The organism is Nocardia exalbida NBRC 100660 (assembly GCF_000308575.1).
GTDB classification, from domain to species: domain Bacteria; phylum Actinomycetota; class Actinomycetes; order Mycobacteriales; family Mycobacteriaceae; genus Nocardia; species Nocardia exalbida.
Genome location: NZ_BAFZ01000119.1, coordinates 105283 through 117664 on the forward strand (window position 1 = coordinate 105283; position 12382 = coordinate 117664).

The 12382-nt window shown below is 68.8% G+C and carries 15 protein-coding genes; 9 read left to right on the forward strand and 6 right to left on the reverse strand.

Translation table 11 applies throughout. From position 1 onward, the window contains the following. Positions 1 to 3 precede the first annotated feature (3 nt). The 3 genes from sodC to napA all read right to left on the reverse strand — a co-directional run bounded on the left by sodC (position 4) and on the right by napA (position 1819). On the reverse strand, positions 4 to 687 hold the full coding sequence (gene sodC / locus ON29_RS27110; protein ID WP_040870640.1) for a superoxide dismutase[Cu-Zn]: 684 nt from the start codon (positions 685 to 687) through the stop codon (positions 4 to 6). Between the two features lie 160 nt (positions 688 to 847). Beyond that, positions 848 to 1417 (reverse strand): LytR C-terminal domain-containing protein, encoded by a 570-nt coding sequence (locus ON29_RS27115; protein WP_040870641.1) that lies wholly within the window; start codon positions 1415 to 1417, stop codon positions 848 to 850. 48 nt (positions 1418 to 1465) lie between these two features. Beyond that, positions 1466 to 1819 (reverse strand): nucleoid-associated protein NapA, encoded by a 354-nt coding sequence (gene napA / locus ON29_RS27120; RefSeq protein WP_040870643.1) that lies wholly within the window; start codon positions 1817 to 1819, stop codon positions 1466 to 1468. A 170-nt stretch (positions 1820 to 1989) separates the two neighbouring features. On the opposite strand from napA, the gene ON29_RS27125 reads away from it, so the two are divergent. From ON29_RS27125 to ON29_RS27165, 9 genes are all read left to right on the forward strand, one after another. Next, positions 1990 to 2580 (forward strand): peptide deformylase, encoded by a 591-nt coding sequence (locus ON29_RS27125; RefSeq protein WP_040870645.1) that lies wholly within the window; start codon positions 1990 to 1992, stop codon positions 2578 to 2580. Continuing rightward, positions 2570 to 3571 (forward strand): N-acetylglutamate synthase, CG3035 family, encoded by a 1002-nt coding sequence (locus ON29_RS27130; RefSeq protein ID WP_040870646.1) that lies wholly within the window; start codon positions 2570 to 2572, stop codon positions 3569 to 3571. The genes ON29_RS27125 and ON29_RS27130 overlap by 11 nt, the downstream gene beginning before the upstream one ends. Before the next feature lie 34 nt (positions 3572 to 3605). After that, the gene (locus ON29_RS27135; RefSeq protein ID WP_040870647.1) at positions 3606 to 4436 is read left to right on the forward strand and encodes an exodeoxyribonuclease III; all 831 of its coding nucleotides are present in this window, start codon (positions 3606 to 3608) and stop codon (positions 4434 to 4436) included. Between the two features lie 89 nt (positions 4437 to 4525). Beyond that, positions 4526 to 5134 carry a TetR/AcrR family transcriptional regulator gene (locus ON29_RS27140; protein ID WP_174371867.1) on the forward strand — a complete coding sequence of 203 codons (609 nt, stop codon included), beginning with the start codon at positions 4526 to 4528 and terminating at the stop codon, positions 5132 to 5134. Positions 5135 to 5199: 65 nt separating this feature from the next. Beyond that, positions 5200 to 6396 carry a homogentisate 1,2-dioxygenase gene (locus ON29_RS27145; protein ID WP_040870648.1) on the forward strand — a complete coding sequence of 399 codons (1197 nt, stop codon included), beginning with the start codon at positions 5200 to 5202 and terminating at the stop codon, positions 6394 to 6396. Continuing rightward, positions 6393 to 7571 (forward strand): fumarylacetoacetase, encoded by a 1179-nt coding sequence (fahA, locus tag ON29_RS27150; protein WP_040870877.1) that lies wholly within the window; start codon positions 6393 to 6395, stop codon positions 7569 to 7571. Before ON29_RS27145 ends, fahA begins: the two co-directional genes overlap by 4 nt. A 214-nt stretch (positions 7572 to 7785) precedes the next feature. Further along, complete coding sequence (locus ON29_RS27155; RefSeq protein WP_040870649.1) at positions 7786 to 8223, forward strand: hypothetical protein; 438 nt, start codon at positions 7786 to 7788, stop codon at positions 8221 to 8223. A 176-nt stretch (positions 8224 to 8399) separates the two neighbouring features. Continuing rightward, entirely contained in the window at positions 8400 to 10052 is a 1653-nt protein-coding gene (thiC, locus tag ON29_RS27160) for a phosphomethylpyrimidine synthase ThiC (RefSeq protein ID WP_040870651.1), read from the forward strand. Positions 10053 to 10402: 350 nt separating this feature from the next. After that, entirely contained in the window at positions 10403 to 10909 is a 507-nt protein-coding gene (locus ON29_RS27165; RefSeq protein ID WP_040870653.1) for a hypothetical protein, read from the forward strand. A gap of 164 nt (positions 10910 to 11073) precedes the next feature. Here ON29_RS27165 and ON29_RS36120 read toward each other — a convergent pair whose 3' ends face one another. The 3 genes from ON29_RS36120 to ON29_RS27175 form a co-directional block, all read right to left on the reverse strand. Beyond that, positions 11074 to 11295, reverse strand: coding sequence for a hypothetical protein (locus ON29_RS36120; RefSeq protein WP_157172913.1), 222 nt, complete (start codon positions 11293 to 11295; stop codon positions 11074 to 11076). Positions 11296 to 11392: 97 nt separating this feature from the next. Beyond that, positions 11393 to 11875, reverse strand: coding sequence for a hypothetical protein (locus tag ON29_RS27170; RefSeq protein ID WP_040870655.1), 483 nt, complete (start codon positions 11873 to 11875; stop codon positions 11393 to 11395). Positions 11876 to 11877: 2 nt separating this feature from the next. Further along, positions 11878 to 12354 (reverse strand): hypothetical protein, encoded by a 477-nt coding sequence (locus ON29_RS27175; RefSeq protein WP_040870656.1) that lies wholly within the window; start codon positions 12352 to 12354, stop codon positions 11878 to 11880. Positions 12355 to 12382 lie beyond the last annotated feature (28 nt).

The window sequence follows — 12382 nt, forward strand, 5'->3', positions numbered from 1 at the left end:
GCGCTACTGGATCACGCCACAGGCGACACGGCCGCCCGCGTCACCTGTCGCTAGGGTCGTCTCGTCGGGGCCTGCGACGCCATCGGCGCGGCTGTAACGATTCGGGATGTTGCCGAAGTTGTCGGCGTCGGCGTGGATGATCAGGGCCTTGCCCTTCACGTCGTCCAGCGTCACCGCGTCGGTGGTGGTGACCAGCTTGGCGACGCCGTCGCCACGCACCTCCAGCGAGGTCAGATCACCGCTGGCCGGATGCGCGTTGGCGCTGCCGACCTGCAGATGACCACCGGCGGACAGGAAGTCGCCCGCCGGGCCGCCGGTCGGCGCGACGGAGTTCGGCTCGCACTTGCCCGCCTGGTGCACATGCAGGCCGTGGAAGCCGGGGCGCAGCCCGTGGGCCTCGACGGTGACCTGCAGGTGGTTGCCGTCCTTGGCGAAGTTCGCGGTGCCGACCGAGGCGCCGGAGGGGTCTTTCAACTGCACGTTCACCCCCTGCTCCGTGCTCGGCGAGCCGTGCTCGGTGCTCGACTGCCCGGCCGGGGCGGCGGACCCGGTCCACACCGGCGGGGTGGTTCCCTGGACGTCACTCGACTCCTGGCTGTTCGAGCAGGCGACGAGGCCGAACACCGCGACCGCGAGCACCGGGGTCACAGTCCGCCAGGACGGGCGGCGAGTTGTGGACGGGGCCATCGGGGAACTCCTTTACGAGTACCGAGTTTACGAGTAAAGCTGGGTGGACACGTTCGTTACCGGACAAGATGATGCCACGCCGCCATGCCGTGTCCCCGACAGGGCGGCGCGCCCTCACCTGAGTTCGCCGGTCCGAGCGTGCGAACAGCGGCCACACGGGTCAGTTACCCGTGACGATCACCGTTACACCCGGTCCGGTGTCCCCGATTCCGTCCGACTTCGGCGCGACCGACGCGCCGAGTTCGTCCGCGACGGCCTGCGCCGCCTCCTTGTCGCCGGGCGAAGTGCCGTAGTACACAGTGGTTTTCGAGATACTCGCGCCGGGGTAGTTGCCCGTTTCCGCGATCGTCCACCCGCTCGCCGAGAGCTGGCCCGCCGTCTTGGCGGCGAGTCCGGGCACCATGCTGTTGTTCAGCACGCGCACCGGGACCGAACGGGCCGCCGTGGAGGTGGTCGGCGCGGCGGTGGTGGTCGGCGTGACCGTCGCCACCGCGGTGGACGAGGACGCGACCGAGGTCGCCGCCTTGGGCGTGGTCGTGCTCGCCGGGATCTGCGGCGCGGCCGTCGCGCTCGAGGTGGGCGATTCGCTGGTCCCCGAGGCGTCGCTGTCGGCGTCGGAACTCGACAACGACATCGCGCCCAGACCGGCGAAGACGATGGCCAACGCGATCAGCACCATCGCAAGGGCGCGCAACGGTGGCCCACCGGAGGTGGGATTCGGGTAGCTCACCCTCGCGAGCCTAGTCGCACGGGGCGGGTCCGGGTCCGCATCGCCGGGTCAGACCTGGAATCCCAGCCGCCGCGCCGCGCGCGCCTTCTGCCTGCTCGCGCGCAGCCTGCGCAGCCGCTTCACCAGCATCGGGTCGGCGGCCAGCGACTCGGGCCGGTCCACCACCGCGTTGAGCACTTGGTAGTAGCGGGTCGGCGACATGGCGAACAGTTCGCGGATCGCCTCCTCCTTGGCCCCCGCGTACTTCCACCACTGCCGCTCGAAAGCCAGGATGTCGAGTTCGCGACGGCTCAACCCGGAGCCGTCCGCCTGGTCGGCCGGAGCCTGCCCTGTCGTGACATCTTCGCTCGCGGAAGGGCCGTCCTGGCTCTCGGAAAGATTCCGTGCCGCTGCGCCGTCCATCTCGCTCCCTCGCCGAGTGACCACCAGACGAAAATGGTGCTTGTACGTCGCGGAACATTCAACCACGCAGCCCGGGAATCGCCCGGGCCACGACGCGGCGTGTTCCCTACCTGCCGGTAGCCGCGGTACCCGGAGCGCTGTGACGTGGCACCCACGGCAATAATTGGCCCATGGCAATCCTCCCGATCGTGATCGTCGGCGACCCGGTTCTGCACAATCCGACCGAACGGGTCACCCGATCGCCGGAGGAATTGGCTCCGCTCATCGCGGACATGTACGAGACGCTCGACGCTGCGCACGGCGTCGGTCTCGCGGCCAACCAGGTCGGCGTTCCGCTGCGCCTGTTCGTGTACGACTGCCCCGACCTGGGCGCGGACGGCGCCGCGACCCGGCGCCGCGGCGTGGTGGTCAACCCGGTGCTGGAGACCTCGCAGATCCCGGAGTCCATGCCCGACCCGGACGACGACGAGGAGGGCTGTCTGTCGGTACCCGGCGAGCAGTTCCCCACCGGCCGCGCCGACTGGGCGAAGGTGACCGGCACCGACGAGCACGGCGAGCCGGTCGAGGTGGAGGGCAAGGGTTTCTTCGCCCGCATGCTCCAGCACGAGGTCGGGCACCTGGACGGGTTCCTCTACGTGGACGTGCTGATCGGCCGCAACGCACGGGCCGCCAAGAAGGCGATCAAACGCAACGGCTGGGGCACACCGGGTTTGAGCTGGCTGCCCGGCACCGATCCGGACCCGTTCGGGCATGACGACTGACCCCGCCGCCGGCCTGCCCGATATTCCGCTCGGCCGCCGCGTAGTGCTGCGCTACCGGTTGCCCGCGGGTTATCCCCAACCGTTGACCGACGTGATCGGCGAACTCGTCGCGCTGGATCCGCCGACCGTGCGCGGCGCCGACGGCACGGTCGTCTCGGTGGCGCCGGAGCGCGTGGTGGCGCTGAAAGCGCTCGGCCCCAGGCCGATTCGCACCAAGGAGATCCGCGCGCTGGAGGCCGCGGCCGCCTACGCTTGGCCGGGCGTCGAACACGCGTGGATCGACGGCTGGCTGGCACGTGCGGGCCACGGGTACACCGGGCGCGCGAACTCCGCTGTGCCACTGGGCAGTTCCGAGGCGCCCGCCACCGTGTCCGCGGAGACGCTGCACCGGATCGGCGAGTGGTACACCGCGCACGGCCTGCCCTTGCAACTCGCGCTGCCCGATCGGCTGGCCCCCGTGCCGCCCGGCTGGCACAGCTGGCGGGAAACGCTCATGCTCGCCATCGACATCGACAATTTCGTACTGCCCCAGGGTCCTTCGATGGTGCGGATCGCCGCCGCCCCCGACGCCGACTGGCTGGAGATGCACCGCTACGGCGGCGAAGTTCACACCGGGCAGGCGATGCCCGCACCGGATCCCGAGGTGCTGACCGCGGTCCTCGACGGCGAACTCGGCTTCGCCTCGCTCGGCCTGCCGCGACCCATCGCGATCGGCCGCGGCGCGCTCACCACCGCCCCCGACGGACGCCGCTGGGTCGGCCTGACCTGCGTGGCCGTCGCCGCCGCGCACCGCAGGCACGGGCTCGGCTCGCTGGTCTGCGCCGAGCTGGTGCGCTGGGGCCACGACCGCGGCGCGACCCACGCCTACCTCCAGGTGGAGGCCGGCAACGAGGCGGCCCGAGCGATGTACCGCGAACTGGGCTTCGTCGAACACCACGCCTACCGCTACGCCGCGCCGGAACCCCTCGCCGGGCCCGGCGGCCTGCGGTAGAACAGACCTGTCACCCGCGCGAAGGAAGGCCGCCGTGCGTCTCGCCACCTGGAATGTCAACTCGATCCGCTCCCGGCTCGACCGTGTCGCGGACTGGCTCGACCGCCAGGACATCGACGTGCTTGCCCTTCAGGAGACCAAGTGCCGGGACGACCAGTTCCCGTTCGAGCGCTTCGACGAACTGGGCTACGAAGTGGCCCACCTGGGCATCAACCAGTGGAACGGCGTGGCGATCGCCTCCCGGGTCGGCCTCGCCGACGTCGAATTCGCCTTCCCCGAGCAACCCGGTTTCGACAAGGACGCGGGCGAGTCGCTGATCAGCACGCCGGTCGTCGAGTCCCGCGCGATCGGGGCCACCTGCGGTGGCGTGCGGGTGTGGAGCCTGTACGTGCCCAACGGCCGCACCTTGGCCGACCCGCATTACGCCTACAAGCTGGAATGGCTTGCCGCGCTGCGGGACAACGGCGCACGCTGGCTGGCCGAGGACCCGCAGGCCAAGATCGCGCTGGTGGGCGACTGGAACATCGCGCCGACCGACGACGATGTCTGGTCCGTGGAGTACTTCACCGACAAGACGCACACGTCGAAACCGGAACGCGATGCCTTCCAGGCCGTCGTGGACGCCGGGTACGCCGACGTCATGCGTCCGTTCGCGCCCGGGCCGGGCGTCTACACCTACTGGGACTACACCCAGCTGCGCTTCCCGCGCAAAGAGGGGATGCGCATCGATTTCATCCTCGCCTCTCCCGCGCTCGCCGCCACCGTGACGGACGCGATGGTCGACCGCGAGGCACGAAAGGGCAAGGGCGCCAGCGACCACGCACCGGTGATCGCCGATTTCGCCGACGGACCCGGGCCCTCGTGACCCGCCCGGCGCAGCCGCCCTTCCCCCGCCGCAGCAGCGGGAACCGGGCAACCGGCGCCCGGCTGGGCGGGGTGAACAGCGACTCGGCCATGGGGCAACGGCAGCGGGCGCAGCACCTCGGCCCGGAGCGCCGCCGCCCGCAGGTGCTCGACACCGCGCTCTCCATCGCCGTGGACAACGGCATCGCCGCGGTCACCATGGCCGCGATCGCGGAGCGGATGAACGTCACCCGGCCGGTGGTCTACGCCTGCTTCGCCGATCGGGTCGAGCTGATCGAGGCGCTGATCCAACGCGAGGAGGGCTACCTGGTCAGCGGCGTGCTGGAGGTGGTGACGCCGCGCGACGTGGACGCGGACGAGACCGTGTTCGTCGAGGGGTTCCGCGCGCTGCTGACGAAGGCCGCGAGCCGCCCCGACGCCTGGCGGCTGGTCTACGGCAACCCCGACCCGGCCGTGGCGAACTCGTTCGGTCGCGGCCGCAAGCTGGTCATCGAGCGCTGCGCCAAGCTGCTGCGACCGACGCTGCGCGCCTGGGGCACCGCCGACGCCGAGCGCAAGCTGCCCGTGCTGGTGGAGCAGTGGGTCTCCGCGGGCGAGGGCGCGGTGCGCGCGCTGCTGGCGGACCAGGAGGGCTGGACACCCGCGGATCTCGGCGCGTTCGTCGGGGCCGCGGTCTACCGCGCCCTGCGAAACGCCTGATAGACGACGCGGCCGCACTACGATGGTGATCAACTATCCGACCACCGGCTGGCGGAGGAACGGGCATGGCGTTCTATCGGCAAGTGGGTGCGGTACCGCCGAAGCGGCACACCCAGCATCGGGATGAGCAGGGCCGGCTCTACTACGAGGAGCTGATGGGCGAGGAGGGCTTCTCCGGCGACTCCTCGCTGCTCTATCACCGCGGCCTGCCGCCCGCGCTGGTCGATTCGACGGTCTGGGAGTTGCCCGATCAGCGGACCACGCCGAATCATCCACTGCGCCATCGTCATCTGCGGCTGCACAACCTGTTCCCCGGCGACACGCCGTCGGAGACGGATCCGGTCACCGGGCGCCGGTTGCTGCTCGGCAACGCCGACGTGCGCATCTCCTATGTCGTCGCCATGGGTGGATCGCCGTTGTACCGCAACGCGATCGGCGACGAACTGGTGTACGTGGAGTCCGGCGCGGCGGTGGTCGAGACCGTGTTCGGCGCGCTGCCCGCGCGGCAGGGCGATCAAGTGCTCATTCCGCGAGCCACCACGCATCGCTGGCGGCCCACCGGCCCGGAACCGCTGCGAGCGTATGTGATCGAGGCTGCCGGCCACATCACTCCGCCGAAGCGCTATCTGTCGAAGTTCGGTCAGCTGCTCGAGCACGCCCCGTACTGCGAGCGCGACCTGCACGGACCGGCCGAGACGATCACCGCGACCGGCACCGAGGTGGAAGTGCTGGTCAAGCACCGGGCCGGCGGGCAGGTCGCCGGCACCCGGATGGTCTACGCCACCCACCCGTTCGACGTGGTCGGCTGGGACGGCTGCCTGTATCCGTTCACGTTCGATATCGCCGACTTCGAGCCGATCACCGGGCGCATCCATCAGCCGCCGCCCGTCCACCAGGCATTCGAGGGCGGCAACTTCGTCATCTGCAATTTCGTGCCGCGCAAGGTGGACTACCACCCGCTGTCGATCCCCGTGCCGTACTACCACTCCAACGTCGATTCCGACGAGGTCATGTTCTATTGCGGCGGCAACTACGAGGCGCGCAAGGGCTCCGGGATAACCCAGGGCTCGGTGTCGGTGCACCCCGGCGGTTACGCCCACGGTCCGCAACCCGGCGCCTACGAGAACAGCATCGGCATCGAGTACTTCGACGAGCTGGCCGTCATGGTGGACACCTTCCGCCCGCTCGAACTCGGTGAAGGCGCCCTGGCCTGCGAGGACCCGACCTACGCGTGGACCTGGTCCGGGCGGGGCCCCGCGTGAGGACCAGGGTCGAGGTATCCCCGGAGTCTTTGTTCGGTCCGGACAATCTGCCGTACGGGGTGTTCGCGCCGCGCGGAAGAAGCCTCCGGGTGGGTGTGCGGCTCGGCGAACACGTCATCGATGTGCTCGCGCTCCTGGATGATCCGGTGTTCGCCGAACCGAGCCTGAACGCCTTCCTGGCGCAGGGCCCCGTACGCTGGCGCGCGGTCCGCGACCGGATTCGCGAGGCGGTCGAAGGCGAGCTGGACAGCGCCGCCGTCCATCCCCTGTCCGATGTGGAGCTGCGGCTGCCCGTACGGATCGGCGACTACGTGGACTTCTACGCGAGCATCGATCACGCGACGAATCTCGGCCGCCTGTTCCGGCCGGACGGTGACCCGCTGCTGCCGAACTGGCGCCACCTGCCGGTGGGCTATCACGGGCGGGCGGGGACCGTGGTGGTGTCCGGCACCGAGGTGGCGCGGCCGTGCGGGCAGCGCCGATCCGAATCCGGTGCGCCGGAGTTCGGCCCCTCGCGGCGGCTGGACATCGAGGCCGAACTCGGCTTCGTGATCGGTGTCGGCTCGCGGCTCGGCGTGCCGGTCGGCATCGACGAGTTCGCCGACCGGGTCTTCGGCGTCGCACTGGTCAACGATTGGTCCGCACGCGATATCCAGGCCTGGGAGTATCAACCGCTCGGACCTTTCCTCGGTAAGTCGTTCGCGACCTCGCTCTCACCGTGGATCACCCCGCTGGCCGCCCTGGAGTCCGCGCGCATACCGCTGCCAGAGCAGTCGCCCGCGCCACTGCCCTACCTGCGGGGTAACGAGGAGTGGGGCCTGGACATCGATCTCACCGTGGCGTGGAACGGGCAACCGGTCGCGCACCCGCCCTATGCCCGGATGTACTGGTCACCGGCGCAGATGCTCGCTCATCTGACCGCGAACGGAGCTTCGACTCGTCCCGGTGATCTGTACGCGTCGGGCACCATCTCCGGCCCCGAACCGGACCAGCGCGGGTCGTTCATCGAGTTGTCCTGGGGTGGGAGTCAACCGATTCCGGTGAACGACGGGCAACGCACCTTTCTCGAAGACGGCGACGAAGTGACGATCACGGCATCGGCTCCCGGTCCCCGCACGTCCCGCATCGGATTGGGCGAGGTCACCGGCCGAATCCGTCCCGCGCATCCGCGCTGAGCTCCGCTACCGAGCGGTAGTGCCGCGGTCTGTCGTCGGCCGTTCGGCATCGGTCCGGCCGTCGCCGAAGGCTCGCCACCGATCCGGGTGGAGCGCGCCGGCGGCGGAGGCCCCCGCTCCGCCGGAGCACCGCAGCGATCTTCCAGCGCTTGAGCTCGCCCCCATCCGGGTACGCCGCGGCTACGGTTGCATCCGCCATACGAGGAGCGAGGTCATGACCGATCGCCCGGACGAAGCGCACCGCAGGCCCGACGGCGTCGACGACACCACCGTCGCCGCCACCGGCAAACTCTCGGAGGCCCTGGAGGTCGTCGAACGCGCCCGCGGTCACCTGTACGCCTTCCACCAGCTGACCGGCGGCGCCGACCTGGCGCTCGACGAGGCCGTGGAGCTGTTCCGCGAGGCGGGCCATGCCCGCATCGCCGACCGGATATCCACCGAGTTGATCGGTCGCAACGTGCTGCCCGGACGCTGGACGTTCCAGGTCATCGAGGAATACGACGACGGCTACTACACCCTGTTCCGCGACATCGAACGCGCCGCCCGAGACGAATTGCTCGACGGTCGCCGCCACCTCTACGAAGCCGAGATGAAAGAAGCCCGCCGCACCCGCGGCGCCCCCGGCCATTCGGCCAAGCCGGAAGGCTCGTGATCTCGATCGCGGCGAATCGCCGGGCACGCGGCCGGGCGGGCCGGGTATGGTCGGGCGGGAAAATTTCACAACCAACGGGGGCTCGCACCAGCGGGCTGAGAGGACGGCTAGCCGAGAGGCGTCAGGGCCGTCGACCGTATGAACCTGACCGGGTAATGCCGGCGTAGGGAGGAAAAATGGCACCCGCCGCTGCGTCCGACGGCGCAACCGCACCAGTCGACAGCGTCACCACCGGCCCCATCGAGGGCAGCGTCAAGCACTATCTCGAAGTCGAAGACCTGCGCATACCGGTGCGCCGGATCAATCTGACCAATGGCGAACACTTCGACGTCTACGACACGTCGGGGCCGTACACCGACGAGACGGCGACGATCGATCTCGAAGGCGGTCTACCGAAGCTGCGTGACACCTGGACCAGATCCGAGGGGGCCGGACCGCGCACCCAGCTCGCCTGGGCCCGCGAGGGCATCGTCACGCCCGAGATGCGCTTCATCGCCGCGCGCGAAGGCGTCGCGGCGGAGCTGGTGCGCGAAGAGGTCGCGGCGGGCCGCGCGGTGATCCCGGCCAACCATAAGCATCCGGAACTCGAGCCGACCATCATCGGCAAGAAATTCCTGGTCAAGATCAACGCGAACATCGGGAACTCGGCCGTCTCCTCCTCGATCGCCGAGGAGGTGGAGAAGATGGTGTGGGCGACCCGCTGGGGCGCGGACACCATCATGGACCTGTCCACCGGCAAGAACATCCACGAGACGCGCGAGTGGATTCTGCGCAACTCCCCCGTCCCGGTCGGCACCGTGCCGATCTACCAGGCGCTGGAGAAGGTGAACGGCGACCCGACCGCGCTGACCTGGGAGATCTACCGCGACACCGTGATCGAGCAGTGCGAGCAGGGCGTGGACTACATGACCGTGCACGCGGGCGTGCTGCTGCGCTACATCCCGCTGACCGCCAAGCGGGTGACCGGCATCGTCTCGCGCGGCGGGTCGATCATGGCGGCCTGGTGCCTGGCGCATCACCAGGAATCGTTTTTGTACACGCACTTCGAGGAACTCTGCGAGATCTTGGCGCGCTACGACGTCACCTTCTCCCTCGGCGACGGCCTGCGGCCCGGCTCCATCGCCGACGCCAACGACGAGGCGCAATTCGCCGAACTGCGCACCCTGGGCGAACTGACCAAGATCGCGAAATCCCATGGCGTACAGGTGATGATCGAGGGTCCCGGTCACGTGCCGATGCACAAGATCGTGGAGAACGTCCGGCTCGAGGAGGAGTGGTGCGAAGAGGCGCCGTTCTACACGCTCGGCCCGCTCGCCACCGACATCGCACCGGCTTACGACCACATCACCTCGGCCATCGGCGCGGCCATCATCGCGCAGGCGGGCACCGCCATGCTCTGCTACGTCACCCCGAAGGAACACCTGGGCCTGCCCAACCGCGACGACGTGAAAGTCGGCGTGATCACCTACAAGATCGCCGCGCACGCCGCCGACCTGGCCAAGGGGCACCCGCACGCCCAGCAGCGGGACGACGAACTGTCCAAGGCCCGTTTCGAATTCCGCTGGCGTGACCAGTTCGCGCTGTCCCTCGACCCGGACACCGCGCGCGAGTATCACGACGAAACGCTGCCCGCCGAACCCGCCAAGACCGCGCACTTCTGCTCGATGTGCGGCCCGAAGTTCTGCTCGATGCGGATCTCGGCGGACGTGCGCGAATACGCCGAACGCCACGGCCTGAACGAGGTCGAGGCGCTGGAAGCGGGCATGGCGGAGAAGTCCGCCGAGTTCGCGGGCAAAGGCAACGCCGTCTACCTGCCCGTCGTCTCGTAACGACCCCCCGCCGCCCGCCGCGATCCGGCGGGCGGCGGGATTCCATTTCCTGCGTCCCGCAGCAGCGCCGTCACCCGCAGCAACACCTCGAGCACGAGTCCCATCCGCATGCTCGGCATCGGGAGGGACGCGCCCGGCGCGGTGATAGTTGTTTCCAGACAGAGGGGCAACAAAACCACGGTTTACGCGCGAATTGCCGGGGTAACAGTGACGGTGAGCGAGTACCACCTGATCGTTAGAAGCAGCGGCGACACCCGACGACGAGGATGAACCGAAGCGAGGCGGGAGAGGGAAAGCTTCGCCGAAGATGTCCGGCACAGCAACCAGTGGTCTCCACCGAAGGAGGCGGCATGGGAAACGTGACTCCGGCGCCAAGGGAACCGAAACACAGTTTTTGGACGTCAGTCCCCGGTATCCTCACCGGGATCGCGGCGGTCATTACGGCCGTCGGGGCGATTATCGGCATCTATGTCGGCACGAAGTCCACGCCGCCGGCTCAGCCGCCCGCCACGGCCGCACCGACGTCCGGCTCGTACGGAGGCGCGTACGCCGATCAGGCGGCGACGATCTATTTGCAGTACCGGGGTGACTCGAACCAGTGCGCCTTGCAGTTGACGACGAAGATCGCAGGAAAAACCGTCTCGATACCGAATTCCGCATCCCCCATAACCGTGAGCGGGGTGCCTCAAGGCTCCCAGAAGTACGAGGTCTCGGGCCAGATAACCTGCCCGACCCTTGGAACGTTAGATGCTTACGGCTCCGGGACGATCAATATCATCAGCGGTAATACGTACAACTACTGGTGGTCGCAATCCCCAGGCACCAAGAGTGCCACCGTCACAATCGGAGCTCAGTAAAACCCTCCATACCGCTGTCGATTCGCGACGCCTGCTCGGGAATGCAGGAAACCATACGGCCGATCGAACATATTCTCGATAGCCCTGGCGGTTGCCTGGGCTACACCGGCCACGATGTCTACTTCCTCGTCGTGCCCTGGCGAGACGCCGGATTCGTCGCCTGGTCAGGGTTCGAGGTAAAGCCGTTCGCAGGGTAAGCGTGGGAGCCCGGTCGGGTCGCCGGGCAGCACAGTTACCGCGTCTGGGCGATGATGGGCGTTCCATTCCTGCACGAACACCAGGGCGGCGGTCAGGCAGGCGGCGAAGTCCATGCGCTGGTCGTGCAGGTACACCGACAGGTGAACGTCGCGCTCCTCCGGGTGCGGAGACGCAGCCGGGCCGGTCACCGTACCGCCCGCAACACACCCGCCGCCACAATGGCACCGAGGACCGGGCGGCGGCAGAGAACTCGTGGGCGAGCGCGGCGGGCGACCGCGCGGCGGCTCACCGGCTCGTCCTGACCGCTCGCGCGAGCAGGCACGCGCGCACCGCGTCGACCACCACCCGGCCCGAGGGCCGATAGGTGTCCTGCGGCGCCTCCAACCACGCCCGGTATCCGTTGGTGCTGTCGGCCGGGGACGGAAGCGCGATCGACGCCCCGTCGCGGATCACCTTCACCCGATCGCGGAACAACCCCGCGAACGTGTGCGGGTAGTCGGGCAGATCAGGACGGACAAGGAACGTCCAGGTTCGCGAATGCGGGTGCGCGATGGTCGGACCGAGACTGTGCCCGCCGCTGCGCAACCGATCCACCACCGCATGGCCCAACGGTTCGGGTACCGACACACCCCACACGGTCGAACCCGCCCGCACGACGATGCGGCCGAGGGCTTCCGGATTGACCTCCGCCGGGAGTTCGCACACCAGTTTGTAGAACGCGCACCGTCCGTGCGGGGTCGCAAGATCGAAACCCCCAGCACTTGCCACGCTCACCCTCGCATTCCCGCACCGGTGTGGTTACCGGGCGGTGGGGGCGCGGACGTGGGATACACCGCGCGGCCCAGCATCACATGCCCCGGCATGACCACGCTGCACACCCGCGCGAACTCGGCCGGGACCGAACCGCCCAGATGCGCCATCCCCGGAACAATCACCGCACCCGCGCGCGCTACGTGCACCATTTCCAGCACAGCGGTCACAATGACCAACGAGACGGTCTGCGGGGCAACCACATACGTGTGCAGCAACGTATATTCGCGCCGACGCGCCAGCGCCTCAATGGTGGCCTGATCGCTAGCCGCCTCCGCATCCGCGACCGATAGGCACCGCAACCCGATCGCCGACAAACCAGGCGCAACCGTCGGCAGTCCCCCCAGCGGCGTGGACTTGTCTCTCAGATACGCCGCCATCCGTTCCAACTCGGCCACACCCGCCGAATACAACCCCTGCTCGCTGCTCGCATCCATACCCCTGCGCCTCCCTGCGATCCGATGG